This window comes from Kitasatospora sp. NPDC004272 (genome assembly GCF_053603035.1).
Map to the genome: position 1 here is coordinate 49,762 of NZ_JBSGET010000028.1, position 17,463 is coordinate 67,224.

Annotated in this window: 13 protein-coding genes, 1 tRNA gene and 1 riboswitch; of the genes, 9 read left to right on the top strand and 5 right to left on the bottom strand. The window is 73.1% G+C overall.

All coding sequences use genetic code 11. From position 1 onward, the window contains the following. Window positions 1-43 precede the first annotated feature (43 nt). Together ACWEO5_RS11930 and ACWEO5_RS11935 are read right to left on the bottom strand one after the other, a co-directional pair. Complete coding sequence (locus tag ACWEO5_RS11930; protein ID WP_452162275.1) at window positions 44-1,582, bottom strand: hypothetical protein; 1,539 nt, start codon at window positions 1,580-1,582, stop codon at window positions 44-46. 114 nt (window positions 1,583-1,696) lie between these two features. After that, window positions 1,697-3,040: a hypothetical protein gene (locus tag ACWEO5_RS11935; RefSeq protein WP_452162276.1), complete on the bottom strand. Its 1,344-nt coding sequence runs from the start codon at window positions 3,038-3,040 to the stop codon at window positions 1,697-1,699. A gap of 391 nt (window positions 3,041-3,431) precedes the next feature. On the opposite strand from ACWEO5_RS11935, the gene ACWEO5_RS11940 reads away from it, so the two are divergent. From ACWEO5_RS11940 to ACWEO5_RS11955, 4 genes are all read left to right on the top strand, one after another. Then, the gene (locus ACWEO5_RS11940) at window positions 3,432-4,787 is read left to right on the top strand and encodes a S8 family peptidase (protein ID WP_452162277.1); all 1,356 of its coding nucleotides are present in this window, start codon (window positions 3,432-3,434) and stop codon (window positions 4,785-4,787) included. Between the two features lie 136 nt (window positions 4,788-4,923). Further along, entirely contained in the window at window positions 4,924-6,342 is a 1,419-nt protein-coding gene (locus tag ACWEO5_RS11945; protein WP_452162278.1) for a S8 family serine peptidase, read from the top strand. A 128-nt stretch (window positions 6,343-6,470) separates the two neighbouring features. Then, the gene (locus ACWEO5_RS11950; RefSeq protein WP_452162279.1) at window positions 6,471-6,800 is read left to right on the top strand and encodes a hypothetical protein; all 330 of its coding nucleotides are present in this window, start codon (window positions 6,471-6,473) and stop codon (window positions 6,798-6,800) included. A gap of 1 nt (window position 6,801) precedes the next feature. After that, window positions 6,802-8,334, top strand: a complete 1,533-nt coding sequence (locus ACWEO5_RS11955) for a WXG100 family type VII secretion target (protein WP_452162280.1) — start codon at window positions 6,802-6,804, stop codon at window positions 8,332-8,334. A gap of 228 nt (window positions 8,335-8,562) precedes the next feature. Here ACWEO5_RS11955 and ACWEO5_RS11960 read toward each other — a convergent pair. Further along, window positions 8,563-8,637, bottom strand: a tRNA-Cys gene (locus tag ACWEO5_RS11960). 305 nt (window positions 8,638-8,942) lie between these two features. Next, a riboswitch (guanidine-III (ykkC-III) riboswitch) is annotated at window positions 8,943-9,006 on the top strand. A 31-nt stretch (window positions 9,007-9,037) separates the two neighbouring features. Here ACWEO5_RS11960 and ACWEO5_RS11965 point away from each other — a divergent pair. Beyond that, the gene (locus ACWEO5_RS11965; protein WP_452162281.1) at window positions 9,038-9,352 is read left to right on the top strand and encodes a DMT family transporter; all 315 of its coding nucleotides are present in this window, start codon (window positions 9,038-9,040) and stop codon (window positions 9,350-9,352) included. A gap of 176 nt (window positions 9,353-9,528) precedes the next feature. Continuing rightward, window positions 9,529-11,001: an MFS transporter gene (locus tag ACWEO5_RS11970; RefSeq protein ID WP_452162282.1), complete on the top strand. Its 1,473-nt coding sequence runs from the start codon at window positions 9,529-9,531 to the stop codon at window positions 10,999-11,001. 167 nt (window positions 11,002-11,168) lie between these two features. Here ACWEO5_RS11970 and ACWEO5_RS11975 read toward each other — a convergent pair whose 3' ends face one another. Then, the gene (locus ACWEO5_RS11975) at window positions 11,169-12,470 is read right to left on the bottom strand and encodes a polysaccharide deacetylase family protein (RefSeq protein WP_344551216.1); all 1,302 of its coding nucleotides are present in this window, start codon (window positions 12,468-12,470) and stop codon (window positions 11,169-11,171) included. A gap of 339 nt (window positions 12,471-12,809) precedes the next feature. Between ACWEO5_RS11975 and ACWEO5_RS11980 the strand changes: the two genes are divergently transcribed. Together ACWEO5_RS11980 and ACWEO5_RS11985 are read left to right on the top strand one after the other, a co-directional pair. Beyond that, entirely contained in the window at window positions 12,810-15,350 is a 2,541-nt protein-coding gene (locus ACWEO5_RS11980) for a phosphatidylglycerol lysyltransferase domain-containing protein (RefSeq protein WP_452162283.1), read from the top strand. Between the two features lie 101 nt (window positions 15,351-15,451). Further along, window positions 15,452-16,072 carry a class F sortase gene (locus tag ACWEO5_RS11985; RefSeq protein ID WP_452162284.1) on the top strand — a complete coding sequence of 207 codons (621 nt, stop codon included), beginning with the start codon at window positions 15,452-15,454 and terminating at the stop codon, window positions 16,070-16,072. A gap of 52 nt (window positions 16,073-16,124) precedes the next feature. Here ACWEO5_RS11985 and ACWEO5_RS11990 read toward each other — a convergent pair whose 3' ends face one another. Continuing rightward, entirely contained in the window at window positions 16,125-16,625 is a 501-nt protein-coding gene (locus ACWEO5_RS11990) for an SsgA family sporulation/cell division regulator (RefSeq protein WP_452162285.1), read from the bottom strand. A 280-nt stretch (window positions 16,626-16,905) separates the two neighbouring features. Here ACWEO5_RS11990 and ACWEO5_RS11995 point away from each other — a divergent pair. Beyond that, the coding region (locus ACWEO5_RS11995; protein WP_452162286.1) for an RNA polymerase sigma factor at window positions 16,906-17,463 on the top strand (558 nt) is incomplete at its 3' end.

A 17,463-nucleotide genomic window follows, 5' to 3' on the forward strand; every position in this document is an offset into this window, starting at 1 on the left:
GGCCCGCCGGCCGGCCCCCGGCCGGCGGACCCCCGGCCGGCCGTCAGCGGCGCACGGGCGCGGTAGCCCGGACGTGCGCCGCCCAGGCGGACTGGAACTGGGCGAGCGTCAGACCGGTGGCGTCCTTGAGCTCCTGGTCCAGCGCGGTCGGGTCGGCGTAGTGCGCGGTGACGAAGGAGAACACCTTCTGCTCCCCGTACTTCTCGGCGATGAACCGGATGGCGTCGCCCGCGAGCACGTAGTTCGCGTGCCGCTCCCGCGCCTCCTTGGCGAAGAAGTCCGTACCCGGGCCCGGCAGTTCACCCGAGAACGGGTAGTCGCGCAGGGTCGAGTCGCGGTCCGCCTTCGCGTCCGCGTCCTTGCCGCGCAGCGCCATGTACTGCGCGAAGCCCTCGGAGACCCAGTGGCGCACCGCGTCCGTGTCGTCGGTCAGCAGCTCCGTGTCGGTCTTCACGTGCAGCGTCGCCGCCATCGCGTGGCCCATCTCGTGCCGGCCGATGTCGAGCACGCCCGCGCGCCAGTCCGCCCCGGTGAAGCGGCCGCCGTTGGTGTCCATCGCGATCCGGCTGCCGCCGATCAGCGACTTTCCCTCACCGGCCTTCCGGAACTCGCCGACGGTCGGCACCTCCCAGTTGACGCCGGCCTCCAGGTTGTCGTTCTCCTTGTTCTCGCCCAGGTACAGCTTGTTGTAGGTGTCCCGGTCCTTCTCCAGCACCAGGAAGAAGCCCGCGCCCGGCTTGCGGTCGTTGGCCTGCGCCGGCCCGAACTTCCGCCAGGTCTCCAGGTCGTCCCGCGCGGCCTGCGCGAGCACCTCGGTGTCCCGCTTCAGCTCGGCCTCCTGGGCCTTGTCCGACACCACCACCAGGTGGTCCCGGACCTCCACCGACATCTCGTCGTACAGGTCCCACGGGCCCGGGTAGAGCGAGGTCTTGACGGTCTTCCCGCTGATGAAGTCCCGCCAGCCGCGGACCTCGGTCACCAGCCCCGGCCTCGGCAGCACGAACAGCCCGTCCGGCACCAGCCACTCGTACTCCTCGGCGACCGGCAGGTTGTCCACGCCCTCCACCTGGTGCACGAACGAGACCTGCAACACCCCCTGCACCGGCGCGCCCGGGGCGGTCCAACCCACCTGGTCCCACGGCATCTTGACCAGGTTCCGGAACACCTTGCGCTGCTTGTCCCGGGTCGGACCCTCGGCGAAGATCTCGACGAAGGCGTCCTCGTCCTTCGACTCCAGGGCCTTGTACATCTTGTCGAACTGCGCCCGCCACGCCTTGGCCGGATCGTTGTCCTTCGCGTACTGCGCCTGCCGCTGCTGGGTCCGCCACACCGCGTACCCCAGCCCGCCGGCCGCCAGCAGCACCAGCGCCGACACCACCGCGAGCACCCGCAGCCAGACCCGCCGCTCGCGCCGCGGCGGCTCGGACGGGCCCTGCGGGAACGGGAACTGCGGCTGCTGCCAGTGCTGCTGCGGCGGGTAGGGCTGCTGCTGGTACTGCTGCTGCTGGTGCGGCGGCTGGTACTGCTGCTGGTACGGCGGCTGGCCCGGTGCGGAGGCACCGGGCTGCGGCGGGTACGTCACTGCGGAATCCCCCTGGATACGAACGGCCCGCCATTCATAGCACACGGCCGGACGTACCCGACCGAGCGTCAACCCGGCCTCCCCGCAGGCGGACCGGGCCCCGGGCGGAACCCGTCAGCGCAGGCCCTGCACGGTCGAGCGGACGTGCGCCGCCCAGGCCGACTGGAACTCCTCCAAGGGCTGCCCGGTCGCCGCGGTGATCTGCTGCTCGTACTCCTCCGGCCGGGTGTACTGCCCCGCCACGAACCCGCAGACCTTGGCGTCGCCGTACTTCGACGCCATGTAGCGCAGCGCGTCGGCGGCCAGCGTGTAGTTCGCGGAGCGCCGGGCGGCGTCGTAGGAGTAGAAGGAGCTCCGCTCGCCGGGCGGCAGCTTCCCGTCGAAGGGGACCTGCTTCAGGACGGCCAGGTCCTGGCGGGCCCGGTCCTCCTTGCCGCGCAGCGCCATGTACTCGGCGAAGCCCTCGGAGACCCAGGCCTTCCGGGTGTCCGCCGTGCTGCTCTCGCTCCAGGAGGTCAGGGTGGCGACGATCGCGTGCGCCATCTCGTGCCGGCCGATGTTCGTCACGCCCTCCTGCCACTGCTTGCCCGTGAAGCGGCCGTCGGTGGTGTCCATCACGATCCGGCTGCCGCCGATCACCGTCAGATCCGGGTCGGACTCCGGCGGGGAATCGGCCCAGAACCCCATGTTGACGCCGGCCTCCAGGCTGTCGTTCGGCCGCCCGTCACCGTGGTACAGCTTGTTGTAGACGTCCCGGCTCCTCTCCAGCACCACGAAGAAGCCCGCCGCCGCCGCGGTCTTGCCGGTCGGTGCCGGCGCGCACTTCCGCCAGGCCGCGAGGTCGTCCGCCGCCGCCCGGGCCAGGACGTCCACGTCCCGGTTCAGCTCGGCTTCCTGGGCCTTGTCGGACATCGCCACCAGGTGGTCCCGGACCTGCACGGACAGTTCGTCGTACAGGTCCCACGGAGCCGGGTAGTAACCGTCGTCCATGGTCTTGCCCTCGCCGTTCGTGACGCCGCCGACCTCGGTGATCACCTCCGCGCCGTCGGCGATCGCCGCCTCCGTGGGGGCCTTCCCGTTCGACGTCGAGTCGGGGCCCAGCACCTTCCACTCGTAGCGCTCCGCGATCGGATAGCTGTCCACCCCCTTCACCTGGTGCACGAACTTCACCGACAGCCGCCCGTCCCGCACCAGGCCGCTCTCCCAACTGGCCTTCTCCCACGGGATCTTGACCAGGTTGCGGAACACCCTCCGCTGCTTCTCCTTGGTCGGCCCCGCCGCGAACTGCTTGACGAACGCCTCCTCGTCCTTCGCCGCCAGCGCCTTCGTCAGCCCCTCCGTCACCTTCACCCACGGCTCGGCACCCGACTTCAACGCCTCCATCCGCGGCTGCCGCCCGATCGTGCGCAGCAGCACCACACCACCCACCGCGGCCCCCAGCAGCAGGACCACCACCACCCCCAGGCAGGCCAGCTTCCGCCCCGCCCCACCCCGCCGGGGCGGCGGCTGCAGACCCGGCTGCCCCCCGTAGGGCGGGAACTGCTGCGCCGGATAAGGCTGTTGGACGTACGGCTGCTGGACGTACGGCTGCTGCGGATACCCCGGCTGCGGAAAAGGCGGCTGCGGGAAAGGCGGCGCCGGATGCCCCGGATCGGGCACGCCGGGCGGCGGCGGGTACGTCACAAGATCCCCCCTGGATGGATGACGCGCCATTCATAGCACAGCGCCCCACCAGCCCCACCGGCCGCTTTCCGCACCACGGCCGGGCCGTGTGTGAGCGATACGATCCTTCCGCCGGGCGTCCCTGGGGAGAGGACGGCCGCACCGGAACGAAACGGGGGACACACCGATGAAGACCGACCCGCCCACAAACGCACCCGGCCCGAGAACCCTGGCGGCAACCCTGCTCTCGGCCCTGCTGCTGACCCTCGCGGGGGCGCCCGCGGCCTCGGCGGACCAGGTGCGGGACGCGGAGTGGCAGAACGCCTACTTCGATATGGACAAAGCATGGTCGGTCAGCAAGGGCGACGGGGTGATCGTCGCAGTGATCGACTCCGGCGTCGACGCCACGCACCCGGACCTCGCGGGGTCGGTGCTGCCCGGATACGATCCGAGCGGCAAGGGCGAGAACACCAAGCCCACCGTGCCGCACGGGACCGCGATGGCGAGCCACATCGTCGGTCACGGCCACGGCGACGGGGTGGGGGTCATCGGCATCGCGCCGGGGGCGAAGATCCTGCCGGTCTACAAGGATTCGGCGAATGGTACCGATGCTGTTCCTGCTGGCATCAAGTGGGCAGTTGGCCACGGTGCCAAGGTCATCAACATCTCGCTGGCCGCTGCGGGCAAGCCGGGAAGTGATTCGGAGTTGACCGACGCGGTGGCGTACGCGGCGCAGCACGACGTGCTGATCGTCGCGGGTACGGGGAACGACGGAGCCGCCGTTGCCAATCCGGCGAACGAGCCGGGCGTGCTCGCGGTCGGTGCCATCGACAAGACAGGCACGATCTGGGCGAAGTCGAATTACGGCTCCCAGGTAATGCTTTCGGCACCTGGCGTGCGCATCGTCGGTGCGGCTCCCGGGAGCCAGTACGGCATCGGTGACGGGACGTCCGATTCGACCGCGTTCGTCTCCGGTGCGGCGGCGCTGGTGCGGGCGAAGTTCCCGAGCCTGACGGCGGGACAGGTGGCAGAGCGGTTGGTCAAGTCGGCGAAAGTGCCGGACCCTTCGCAGGGGGCCAAGCTTCCCGATCAGCACTACGGGTACGGGATCCTGTCGCCGTACGACGCGCTGACCAAGGACATCCCCGCCGGATCCAAGCAGGGGCCGCTGGGCGGTCCTTACGCGAAGGCGTCGGGTGGTGGGAAGACTTCCGCTGCCACGCCGGGTACCGGCGCCGCACCCGGTGACGAGGGAGCCGGGCCGACAGGTGCGGGCCCCGCGTTGGACGCGATGGCCAAGAGCGACGGACCCGGAGCAGGTCTCCTCCTCGCGGTCGGTGCTGCTGCCGTCGTTGTGCTGCTGCTGGTCGTCCTGATCGCGGTGCTGGTGTCCAGGAGCCGACGCCGCACACGGTTCGCTCCGCCCGCACCACAGCCGTACGGGATCCACCCGGGCTGGCCGCCCGCGCAGCAACAGCAGCCGTACGGGCCGCCGCAGCAGACGCCTCCTCAACCTCCCCATCAGGGCGGCGGTTGGCAGTAGGTCGTGCTCCGGTGAAATGTAGTGGCCCCGTCACAGGGTGCCGTGGTGGAACGGAAGGCGAACGATACGATCGGGACCGTCCCGCGTTCCGGGGGCGTTGCTAGGGCGAACGGGCTGTCGACTGACGGGGTGTTTGATGAGGCTGACCAGACTGGCGGGCGCGCTCGGCGCGACCGCGCTGACGGCGGGCACGCTGTTCGCGGGGGCGCCTGTGGCGTCGGCGGATCAGGTGCGGGACGCGGAGTGGCAGAACGCCTACTTCGGCATGGACAAGGCGTGGGCGGTCAGCAAGGGCGACGGCGTGATCGTCGCGTTGATCGACTCCGGTGTCGATGCCACGCACCCGGATCTCGCAGGGTCGGTGCTGCCCGGGTACGACCAGAGCGGCAGGGATGAGAACACCAGGCCCACCGATTCTCACGGGACGGGCATGGCGAGCCTCATCGCCGGGCACGGTCACGGTGCCGGAGCCGGGATCATGGGCATCGCGCCGGGGGCGAAGATCCTGCCGATCTACAAGGACAAGTCGGACGGCAGCGACGAGGTTCCTGCCGGGATCAAGTGGGCGGTCGAGCACGGTGCCAAGGTCATCAACCTCTCGCTGGCCGGCGCGGGCAGCCCGGGCACCAATGCGAAGCTGACCGAGGCGGTGGCATACGCGGCGCAGCACGACGTGCTGATCATCGCGGGTACGGGGAACGACGGAATCGCGGTCGCCAGTCCGGCGAACGAGCCGGGTGTGTTCGCGGTCGGTGCCGTCGACAAGACGGGGGCGGTCTGGGAGAGGTCGAACTACGGCTCCCAGGTGTTGGTCACGGCGCCGGGTACGGACATCGTCGGGGCCGGTGAGTGCTCCGGTAGCCAGTACTGCCTTGGAGACGGGACGTCGAACTCGACCGCCCTGGTTTCCGGTGCGGCGGCGCTGGTGCGGGCGAAGTTCCCGAACCTGACGGCGGGCCAGGTGGCGGAGCGGCTGGTCGAGTCGGCGAAGGTGCCGGATGCCCTGCAGGGGGCGAAACTCCCCGATCAGCACTACGGGTACGGGATCCTGTCGCCGTACGACGCGCTGACCAAGGACATCCCCGCCGGATCCAAGCAGGGGCCGCTGGGCGGTCCTTACGCGAAGGCGTCGGGCGGAGGTGGTGAGGCTACCTCTGCTGCCACGTCGGGAGCCGGAACCGGTTCTGGTTCTGGTTCTGGGGACGGCGGGGCCGGAGCGGGGAGCGCGGGTTCCGGGCTGCAGGAAATGGCCAAGGACAACGGGCCCGGAGCCGGACTGCTCATCGCGGTCGGTGGTGCGGTCGTCGTGGTGCTGGCGGTGATCGTGATCGTTGTCCTGGCGGCGAAGAGCCGCCGCCGCCAGGCGGTCGTTCCGATGCAGGGGCAGCCGCCCTACGGAGCGCCGCCGAACTGGCCCGGTGGCCAGCAGCAGTACGGTCAACAGCCCGGCTACCCACAGCAGTACGGGGGGCAGGCGCCGCCGCCCGGTTACCCGCCGCAGCCGAACTCCTATCAGAACCCGTACGGTTCGGACGGTGGCCAGTCCCAACATTGACGGCGTATGGGTATGCGCACCACATAAGCGATACGATCGAACGCTTCAACCAGCCTGCCCACACGGCTGGTTGACGGGGCATTCAAACGGGGAACCATCCACATACTCCAGGGGGAGGAGAAGGCCGCATGGCCGACGGCTACCGCGTCAACACGGATGAGCTGGAGGCGGTCGTCAGACGACTGCGGGTCATCCAGCAGAACACGGCTCAGACTGCGGAGAAGAGCGCCTACGGCACAGATGTCGCGGCGTCCGACTTCGGGTCCAACTTCAGTCACGCCACGGAGCTCCACCAGGCTCACACCAGGATGCAGAGCTGGCTGACCAACACCATCAACAACCTGAACAAGTTGATCAGTGACTTCGGGGACAAGACACACACGGTCACCAACGCCTACAAAAGCCAGGAAGCGAACAACTCGGCGGAGATGCTCAAGCACAGGCAGGAGTTGAGCTGACATGATGCAGCGTTTCCCGGAGTATGCGAACCAGGACCTGATCCCGCTCAAGGCGATGCTCTCGCACTCGCGGCCGGAGAACCTCAAGAAGGCCGCCGACCACTGGGGCACCACCAGTTCGGACCTGAGGGCCGCAGCCGACGACCTCCAACAGGCCGTGGAGCACGCGACGGCCAACTGGGAGGGGGCGGCGGCGGACGGCTTCGTCGCCAAGGCCGGCCAGATCCAGCAGAGCCTGCAGAACACGGCCGAACACGCGCTCAACACCTCCTACGCCATGGAAACCGCCTCCAGCGCCCTACAGGAGGCCAAGACGCACATGGACAGCATCGAGGTCCCGAGCCACCTCAGCAGCGGCTGGAAGTACGTCACCGACCTCGGCGACCGTTCCGATGTGCAGTTCAAGGCCGACCTGGCCAGTGGGATGGACCGCATCAGCGCGGTCAACAAGAACCGCCACGAGCTCTCCGCGACCGAGATCCAGCACCAGTACGCCATCGGCACGATGGAGTACCTGGCTCCGTATTACGAGAAGGCTGCCAAGGCGATGCCGGACCCGGGGAACGGTGTCATCACCGATCCCCGCAAGCCTTTCCCCGAGCCCCCGCAGAACCCCGTGAGCCCCGGCGGCCCGCCTCCCGTGGCCAAGCCGCCGGCCATGCTCCCGCCCTCGCTGCCGACGCAGCCCGGGCAGACCCTGCCCGGGCAGACGCTTCCGGGGATCCCCGGGATCACGCAGCCGGGGCAGCCCGGGCATCCGGGGGTGCCGGTGGTGCCTCCCGTGACGACGATGCCCGCGCCCGGGCCGTTGCCGCCGGTGCATTCGCCGGGGACGGGGATCGACGGGCTCGACCCGTTGCCGCCGGTGACGCCGCCGACGGGGTCCGGTGGCGGATGGACCGGTGGGGTCGGGACGTTGCCGGGGGGTGGCACCGGGGTCGGTGGTGCCGGTGGTGGCGGTGTCAGCGGTGGTGGCGCGTACCTGCCGGGGATGGGTGGTGGCGGTTACGTGGCCGGTGGCGGCGCTCTCGGCGGTGCCGGCCGGGTGTCGGGTAGCGGGCTGACCGGTGGGACCGGCGGCGCCGGTGCGGGCCGGGCGGTCGGCGGTTCGGGTGCCGCGGGTTCGGTGGGCCGGGGCGGGGCCGGCGCGGCCGGTGGTGCCGCGGGTGCCGGCGGTACCGGTGCGGCCGGGGCCCGCGGGGCCGGCGGGATGGGCGGCGGCATGCACGGCGGCGGCGGTGCCGGTGGTGGCGCGCGCGGGGCCGGCGGCAAGAGCGGCAGCAGCGGTCTGGTGCGCAAGGCCGGCGGCACGGTGGGCGGGGCCAAGGCCGGCGGTGCCGGTGGGCGGGCGTTCAGCGAGGGCGGGTCGGGCATCGGGAAGGGGCGGGCCGGGCAGGCGGGCGCGTCCGGGATGCACGGCGGCAGCGGTGGCGCCGGCAGCAAGAAGAAGAACCAGGGGCACCGCCCCGACTACCTGGTCGAGGACGAGGACACCTGGCGCGGTGGCGAGGCGAACCCCGGCGTCATCGAGTGATCGAGTGATCGGGTAGGTGCGCCGACGGGGTGCCGGGCGGGCGCCGGTGGTGGTCCTGGTGACCGCCGCCGGCGCCCGCCGCCGTTGCGGCCCGCGCCTGCGTCAACCGGGAACGCGGTCGGGAAAGCAGCCCGGAATGCGGTCGGGAATGCGATCGAAAAAGGGAAACGGCAGCGGAATTCACCGGGCGCCCGTCCTGCACGTAAAGGGCGACCGGTGAATTCCGGGTGGAGACCATGACGGGAATCGAACCCGTGTAAACCGTTTTGCAGACGGTTCCCTGAACCACTCGGGCACATGGTCATGAGTGGGGCCGGATGCGGCGGCGGGCGTCAACGGGCCCGCGGGGAGGGGCGGCTGGGGCTGAGGCTGGGACTCAGGCGCAACAGCGGCAACGACAGGAACACGCGCAGCCGGGACAGGGGGCACAGGTGCGGGGCGCTGCGAGGGCCACCGTCTTCCTGTTCATCGCCATCTCCTGTCGCGGTACGGGCTGCGCCGGTCTGTTCCGGTGAATTCACTATAGCGGGCGGGAGTCGGTCGGCGTCAATATTCTCCGGCGAATCGCAGGAGAATTCCGGTTGCCGGCGCTGTGCTACCTTCGAAGTGCGGCGGCCCTCGGGGTCGTCCCGGACGAGGTGCGTCGTACCCGGCACGACAAGACGACGCGGTAGGTGGTTCGACTACTGCGGAGGAGTCCGTCATGGCCTGGGTTGTTCTGATCGTCGCCGGAGTGCTGGAGACCGTGTGGGCGGTGGCACTGGAGGCGTCCAAGGGGTTCTCGCGACCGGTGTCGACCGCGGTGTTCGCGGTGGCACTGGCGCTGTCGATGGGCGGCCTGGCGTACGCGATGCGGACGATCCCGCTGGGGACGGGGTACGCGGTGTGGGTGGGCATCGGCGCGGTGGGCACCGCGGTGTACGGGATGGCGGCGATGGGGGACGCGGTGAGCGTCGCCCGGATCACCTGCCTGGTGCTGATCCTGTCCGGGGTGGTCGGGCTCAAGGTGCTGCACTGAGCCGGCCGCTGCTGCCATTGCCGCTGCCGCTGCCGCTGCCGCTGCCGCTGCCGCTGCCGCTGCCGCCGCTGCTGCGGTCGCGGGGGCCGCGGGCCTGGTCCTAGGGCGGACGGCCGAGGTGCCGTTCCGCCTGCAGGTCAGGATCGAAATGCGCTGACGGCACTTACCATGTCGTGGTGACCAGCACCTCCCCGGCCGAAACGGCGGCACCCACCACCCGTTCCCTCCCCGACGACGACGGCACCGGCGGGGTGCTCAGCGGCCCCTGGCGGGCGCTCACCCTGGGCATCGTGTCGGTGGTGCTGCTGCTGGCCTTCGAGGCGACGGCGGTGAACACCGCGATGCCGACGGCCGCGCAGCAGCTCGACGGCATCGGCCTGTACGCCTTCGCGTTCTCCGCGTACTTCACCACCACGCTGCTGGCGATGGTGGTCTCGGGGCAGTGGTGCGACCGCAGCGGCCCGCTGGCGCCGCTGTTCAGCGGCATCGCGGTGTTCGCCGCCGGGCTGGTGACGGCGGGCACCGCGGTGAACATGTGGATGTTCGTCGCGGGCCGGGCGGTCCAGGGGCTGGGCGGCGGTCTGGTGATCGTCGCGCTGTACGTGGTGGTCGGCCGGGCGTTCCCGGAGCGGCTGCGGCCCGCCGTGTTCGCGGCGTTCTCGGCGGCCTGGGTGCTGCCCTCGATCCTCGGCCCGGTGATCTCCGGCGCGGTCACCCAGCACCTCGGCTGGCGCTGGGTGTTCCTGGCGGTGCCGGTGCTGGTGCTGCTGCCGCTGGCGGTGATGGGGCCGGCGCTGCGCCGTGCGGAGCTGCGTCGTTCGGAGGAGCCCGAGCCGCCGTCGCGGGCCGGGACGTACGACTGGCGGCGCACCCGGGACGCGGCGATGGTCGCGCTCGGCGCGGCGCTGCTGCAGTACGCGGGTCAGCGGCTCGACGGCTGGGCGCCGCTGCCCGCGGTGGCGGGGCTGGCGCTGCTGGGCCCGGCGGTGCTGCGGCTGCTGCCGCGCGGCACGCTGCGGGCGGTGCGCGGGCTGCCGACGGTGATCCTGCTGCGCGGGATCGCGGCGGGCGCGTTCTTCGCGTCCGAGCTGTTCATCCCGCTGATGATGCAGACCCAGCGCGGGCTGTCGGTGACGATGGCGGGCCTGACGCTGGCGCCGGGCGGGCTGTCCTGGGCGTTCGGGTCCTGGCTGCAGGGGCGGCCGGGGGCGGAGCGGCACCGGGGGGCGCTGATCCGGATCGGGTTCGTGGGGACGGCGGTGGCGGTCGGCGGGGCGGCGCTGGTGCTGTTCCCGGCGGTTCCGGTGTGGGTGACGGCGGCGTTCTGGGCGGTCGGCGGCGCCGGGATGGGCCTGGCGATCGCCAGCATCAGCGTGCTGATGATGAAGCTGTCGAAGCCGGAGGAGACCGGCGGGAACTCGGCGGCCCTGCAGCTCAGCGACGCGTTGGGCAACGTGCTGCTGACCGGCCTGGCCGGGGTGCTGTTCGCGGCCCTGGGCGGCGGCGCGGCGGGTGCGCCGGCCCACGGCGCGGACGGCGGGTCGGCGCTGCCGGCGGGGGCGTTCGCCGCGGTGTTCCTGACCATGCCGGTGGTCGCGCTGGTCGGCGCTGCGCTGTCGGGCCGGGCGACCGCGAAGGCCGGGGCCTGACGGGCGACTGACGGGCGACTGAAGGGCGGACGGACGGGCGGACGGCTCCGGCCGGGCCGCCGCCCCCGGACGCGGGGGGTGCGACCCGGCCGGAGCCGGTGGGTGCGGGGCGGGCCCGGCGTGGTGGACCCGGCGTGGTGGACCCGGCGGGGCGGAGGGGACGGAGGCTACTTGCCGCCCGCCACCACCGGGACGGACGGGGAGGCCGCGCCCCCGGCGGGGGTGCCGGCGCCGCCGAGGTAGGCGTTCCAGCCCTCCTTCGGGGCCTGGCCCGGGGGGAGGGCCTGGAGCTTCTTGAGGACCCCCGGGTCCTGCGCCTCCAGCCACTCGACGAGCTGCCGGAAGGAGACCATCCGGACCTCGGGCTTGTCGGCGATCTGCTTGAGGGTCTCCTCGACGGCGTTCATGTAGATGCCGCCGTTCCACTGCTCGAAGTGGTTGCCGATGATGAACGGCGCCCGGTTGCCGTTGTAGGCGCGGTCGAAGCCGGCCAGGTAGGAGTCGCGGGCCTGGGTCTGCCAGAACGCCTGCCGGCCCGGGTCGCCCTTGGTGTTGTCGCCGGACTGGTTGTACATGATGTTGTAGTCCATCGAGAGCACCTGGAAGCTGTGCCCGGGGAACGGGATGGACTGCAGCGGCATGTCCCACAGCGCGCCGCCGGCGAACTTCTGCGGCCACATCTGCAGGCCGCCGGGGCCCGAGCTGTCGTACTTCCAGCCGCGCTTGACGGCGGTGGGGAGCAGGCCGCGCTGGCCCTCCAGGCAGGGGGTGCGGCCGCCGATCAGCTCCTTGCGGTAGTCGAAGGGCAGCGCGGGCAGGTCGGTGTTGCCGGTGTTGGTGCGCCAGTTCATCACGAAGTCCATGGCCTGCTGGATCTCGCTGTCCCAGTCCTCGGGGGACCACTTGCCGCCGCCGTTGGCGCCGCAGAAGTGGCCGTTGAAGTGGGTGCCGATCTCGTGGCCCTCCAGCCAGGCCGCGCTGACCTGCTCGATGGTGGCGCGGATGTGCTGGTCGCTGAGGTAGCCGATGTCGGAGGCGCCGATCGAGTGCTGCGGCGGGTGGTACAGGGTCTTCTTCGACTCGGGCAGCGTGTAGATGCCGCTGAGGAAGAACGTCATGGTGGCGTCGTGGTCCTTGGCGAGCTTGCGGAACCGGCTGAACAGCTGGTTGTCGAGCTCGCCCGCGCCGTCCCAGGAGAAGACCACGAACTGCGGGGGCCGCTGTCCGGCCTCCAGCGGGACGGCCTGCGGCTGGTTGGGCTGCGGGCCGGTGTCGGAGGTGGAGCCGTCGCCGATCAGGGCGGCGGGGGGCTTGGGGACGGCGCTGGGGCTGCCGCCCGCGGCGAGGCCGTCGGCCTGTGCGGGCGGGGCGGAGCCCCCGTTCCCGGAGGAGCTAGCGCAGCCGGCGGCGAGGGTGGCGGCGGTCGCCGCACCGGCGGCCAGCAGCGTCCTGCGGGAGAGGGCGTCCATGTCTCACATCCGTTCACCAGGGAGTAAGGGGAAGTCACCGGCCGGATGAACGGTCCATCAGATGAAATGGAGAGATGCGTCGTCCGGGGGAGTCGGCCTCAGCATGGCACGCGTCCGCACGCCGCGCCGGTAAGCACGGCCCGGGTACGGATGACCGGGGGACGCCGCGCCGAAACGCTCACCTGTTCGGCCCACCGGGCCGGGGCGGCGGCGTCAGCGGGGAGTTGACTTGGCGTCATCCGCCCCGGCGCCCGGGCCCGCGACCCCCGCGGGGCACGGACCCGCGCCACCCGGACGGCACCGACCCGCGACACCCGGACACGGAGGTCCCACCCGCCGATGTGGCAACCGCTGATCGACGCCTACCGGCACCGGATCGTCGACACCGGACGGGAGCCGCTGTTCCTGCTGCTGCTCGGCCTGGTGCTGTCGTTCCTGTTCATCCGGCTCAGCACCCGGATGATCCGGGCCCGGGTCCGCTGGTGGCCCGGCAACGTCTCCCCGGGCGGGCTGCACATCCACCACGTGGTGTTCGGCCAGGCCCTGCTGCTGGTGTGCGGGGTGGCCGCGTTCGCGGTGCGCGGCGACGGCGGCTCCTGGTGGAACCTGCTGGGCTTCGGGTTCGGCGTCGGCGCGGGCCTGGTGCTGGACGAGTTCGCGCTGGTCCTGCACCTCAAGGACGTCTACTGGTCGACCCAGGGCCGCACCTCGGTGGACGCCGTGGTGTTCGCCGTCGCCGTGATCGGGCTGCTGCTGATCGGCGAACTCCCGCTCGGCGGCTTCGTCCGCGACCCCGACGGGCCGACCCTGGCCGGGGCGGCCGTGCTGCTGGTGCTGGTGCTGGTCAGCCTGCTCAAGGGCAAGACCTGGACGGGGCTGCTGGGCATCATGCTCTGGCCGCTCGCCCTGGTCGGCGCCGTCCGGCTGGCCCGCCCGGCCAGCCCGTGGGCCCGCTGGCGCTACCGCTCCCGCCCCCGCCGGCTGGCCCGCGCCGAGCGCCGGGAGGACCGGATCCACCGCCGGCTGGTCACCGCCAAGACCGCCGCGTACGACCTGGTGGCCGGCACCCCCGACGCCGACCCGGAACCCGCCGCGGCCCCCGGGCCCGCACCGGCCGGGGCGCCCGCCGTGGCACCGGCCGGGGCACCCGTCGAGCCGCCGCCCGCGCGCCCGCCCGCGCGCCCGCCCGCGCCCTGGCGGCTGCGCTGCGCCCGGCTGGCCCGCTGGTACCTGCTGGCCGCCACCCTGCTGGACCTGCTCGGCGCCCTGGTCGCCCCGTTCCGGGCCCAGGTCGAACGGGCCGACCGGGGCGAGTACTTCACCCCGGTGCTGGTCACCTCCGGGTTCACCACCGCGCTGCTGGCCGGGCTGCTCGCCGTCATGCTGCGCCGCCGCAAGCGGGCCGCCTGGATCCTCGCGCTGGCGGTCACCGCCGCGCACGCCGCCGTCTACGCGCTGGCGCTGGCCTTCCCCGAGTACCGCGCGCACCCGTTCAACTGGGTCTCCGCCGCCCTCACCCTGGCGCTGCTGCTGGTGCTGCTGGCCGCCCGCCCGGTGTTCCGGGTCCGCGGCGGCCGCGGCAACCTGCCGCTGGCCGCCGCCGTGCTGCTGCTCGGCGGGGCGCTGCTGACCGGCCTCGGCGCCCTCGCCGTCCGGCTCTGGCACACCGGCGCGCTGCCCGGCTGGGGCGAGGCCGCCCGGTACGCGGTGCTGCGGCTGGTCACCGTCTCCGGCGTGGTCGAGGTCACCGGCGTGGACGTGCCGGGCTGGCTCGACCTCGGCCTCAACCTGCTGGCCACCGCCCTGCTGCTGCTCACCCTGCGGATCCTGCTGCGCTCCCCGCGCGGCACCGAGTGGCAGGGCCCCGAGGACGAGCGGGCGCTGCGCGCGCTGCTGGAACGGCACGGCGGACGCGACTCGCTGGGCTACTTCGCGCTGCGCCGCGACAAGTCGGTGTGCTTCTCGCCCAGCGGCCGGGCCGCCGTCGCCTACCGGGTGGTCAACGGCGTGGCGCTGGCCTCCGGCGACCCGGTCGGCGACCCGGAGGGCTGGCCGCAGGCGATCGAGGAGTGGCTGCGCCGGGCCCGCGCGCACGCCTGGATCCCCGCCGTCACCGGCGCCGGCGAGCTCGGCGGCACGGTGTACGCCCGGACGGCCGGGCTGCGCGCGCTGCACCTGGGCGACGAGGCGGTGGTCGACGCGGCCGGCTTCACCCTGGAGGGCCGGGAGGCGCGCGGCCTGCGGCAGACCTGCCACCGGGTGGAGCGGGCCGGGTACGCGGTGGTGCTGCGCCGGCACCGGGACGTCCCGCCGGAGGAGTTCGCCGACCTGGCCCGGCTCGCCGACGCCTGGCGGCACGGCCGCACCGAGCGCGGCTTCTCGATGGCGCTGGGCCGGCTCGGCGACCCGGCGGACGGCGACTGCCTGCTCGCCGAGTGCCGCGACGGCGCCGGGCGGACGGCCGCGCTGCTGTCCTTCGTCCCGTGGGGCCCGGACGGGCTGTCGCTCGACCTGGTGCGCCGCGACCGGGAGTCCGACCGCGGGCTGGTCGAGTACGCCGTCAGCGCGCTGCTCGGCCGGGCCGCCGAGTTCGGGGCGGCCCGGGTGTCGCTGAACTTCGCGGTGTTCCGCGAGGCGTTCGAGCCCCGGCTGGGCGCCGGGCCGGCCCTGCGGCTGTGGCGCGGGGTGCTGCGCTCGCTGTCCCGGTGGTGGCGGCTGGAGGAGCGGTACCGGGCCAACGCGCGCTACCGGCCGTCCTGGGAACCGCGCTACGTGCTGTACGAGAAGGCGTCCGAGCTGCCCGCGATCGGCCTGGCCAACGCGCTGGCGGAGGGCTTCCTGACCAGGCCCCGGCTGCGCCGCGGCGGGCGGCGGCCCTGACGCCGCGTCACTCGGACAGAACCCACCGGGTGCTGCCGCCCCGGCCGCCGGGTGAACTGGGCGGGTCAGGGCCAGGGACGGCGGAGGGCGGAGGGCACGCGGTGGGCGAGCGGACGTGGCGGGGGTCGGTGGCGGCCGCGGGCGCCGTCGTCGCGGGGGCGTGGCTGCTGCACGGCGGGCTGGTCGGCGGCCTGCCGCCGGCGCCGGCCGCGGCGCAGGCGTACGACGGCACCCCGGTGGGCCCGGCCGTCCCCGCGCTGCCGCCCTCCCCGCCGGTGCGGGTGCGGATCCCGGTGCTCGGGGTGGACGCGCCGGTGACCCGGCTCGGCCTGGACGACGAGGGGCGGCTGCAGCCGCCCCCGGCCGGGGAGCGCAACCTGGCCGGCTGGTACCGGGACGGCGCCGCGCCCGGCTCCAGCGGGACGGCGGTGCTGGCCGGGCACGTCGACGACGCGCACGGCCCGGCGGTGTTCTACCGGCTGGGCACGCTGCGCAAGGGCGACCAGCTGGAGGTCGCCCGGGCGGACCGGGCCAGCGCCTGGTTCCAGGTCGACGGCGTCGAGGTCTACCCGAAGAGCGAGTTCCCGGACCGCAAGGTGTACGCGCCCACCCCCGACGCCCAGCTGCGGCTGATCACCTGCGGCGGCAGCTTCACCCGGGAGGGCGGCTACGCGGGGAACGTGGTGGTGTACGCGCACCTGGTGCGCACCCAGCGGGCCTGACCGGTCGCCGTCCTGACGGGGTGTGCGGGCACCCGGCCGGGACGGCGGCCGGTCAGGCCAACAGCTCGGCGAGCGCCCGGTCGCAGTCCAGGTGCTGCAGCTCCTGCCCCTCGGGCACCACCAGGTAGCTGTGCCAGAGGAAGCGGCGCAGCTCGGTGCGGTCGAACTGGAGCAGCGCGACGCCCTCGGGGGAGCGCAGCTCGACCACGGTGCGCTGGCCGAGCGCGGGGCGGACGTGCACGTCCCCCTCGCCGCTGGGCAGGTCGAGCCCGGCGGCCAGCAGCTGGCGGGCGAACACCCACTCGACCCCGTCGGCGGGCCGGTCCGCCGGGTCCGCCGGGTCCGCCGACTCGGGGGGGAGGTCCAGCGGGCCGTCGACCGGGTCGGCCGCTTCCGGCGCGTCCAGCGCGTACTCGGCCGGGAAGACCATCCGGACCGCCAGCGGGTCGTCGGCGCGGTAGCGCAGGGTGACCCGCAGCAGCGCGGAGCGGTGGGTGCTGACGATCAGCCGGGCGTGCGCGGTCTGTTCGACCGGCTCGGGCGCTGCGAACACGGCGGTTCCTCCGGAGGGTACGTGCTGGTACGGGTGCGACCGGTGTCGCCTCCTGCTGATGAAGAGTCACGCGGGGCAGGAACGATTACGCCGTTCTTGAGTCCGACTTAAGTGATCTGCGTCACACTGGCGTGGACCAACCCGGTCATTCCGGGCTGGTGGCATGGGCATTCCATGGGCAGCGGCGGGCCGCCCGGGCAGGATCGCGGGAGCCGCACGGGACCCCCACAAATCACCCGTACGGCGACATCAGGGGAGGGGCGACACCATCGAGGAACGAGTGCGGACGGCCGAGCGGAACCCGCTCGCCGCGTACACCGAGCTGTACCGACACCACCATCCCGGCCTGCTGCGATACGCCGGAACCCTGACCGGCGGCGACCGCTGGCGGGCCGAGGACCTGGTCGCCGAGGCGCACCTGCGGGTGTGGCGGCGGCTCGCCGCCGGGCACCGGATCGAGGACCCGCGGGCCTACCTGGCCACCACCGTCCGGCACCTGGCGGCCACGCCGGTCCGGGAGCGGGCCGCCGGGGAACTGCCCGAGCGGGACGGCGGGGAGCAGGCCGCCGACCCGGCGCCCCGGGTGGCCGAAACCGACCGGATGCGCGGACTGCTCGCCCAGCTGCCCGAGCGCTGGGCGCAGGCGCTGTGGCTCTCCGAGGTCGAGGGGCTGCCGCCCGGCGAGGTCGGCGCCCGGCTCGGGGTGGGCCGCGGGGCCGCCGCCGTCCTGCTGCACCGGGCCCGCGAGGGCCTGCGGCTGGCCTACCTGCGGGCCTACCCCGGCGCCCCGCGCGACCCCGGCTGCGCCGCGCACTGGGCGGCGCTGGCCGCCCAGGCC

Coding starts and splice junctions, on each gene's coding strand:
- ACWEO5_RS11940 (WP_452162277.1), top strand. CDS start 3,432: ATGAAGACCGACCCGCCCACAAACGCACCCGGCCCGAGAACCCTGGCG.
- ACWEO5_RS11945 (WP_452162278.1), top strand. CDS start 4,924: ATGAGGCTGACCAGACTGGCGGGCGCGCTCGGCGCGACCGCGCTGACG.
- ACWEO5_RS11950 (WP_452162279.1), top strand. CDS start 6,471: ATGGCCGACGGCTACCGCGTCAACACGGATGAGCTGGAGGCGGTCGTC.
- ACWEO5_RS11955 (WP_452162280.1), top strand. CDS start 6,802: ATGATGCAGCGTTTCCCGGAGTATGCGAACCAGGACCTGATCCCGCTC.
- ACWEO5_RS11965 (WP_452162281.1), top strand. CDS start 9,038: ATGGCCTGGGTTGTTCTGATCGTCGCCGGAGTGCTGGAGACCGTGTGG.
- ACWEO5_RS11975 (WP_344551216.1), bottom strand. CDS start 12,470: ATGGACGCCCTCTCCCGCAGGACGCTGCTGGCCGCCGGTGCGGCGACC.
- ACWEO5_RS11980 (WP_452162283.1), top strand. CDS start 12,810: ATGTGGCAACCGCTGATCGACGCCTACCGGCACCGGATCGTCGACACC.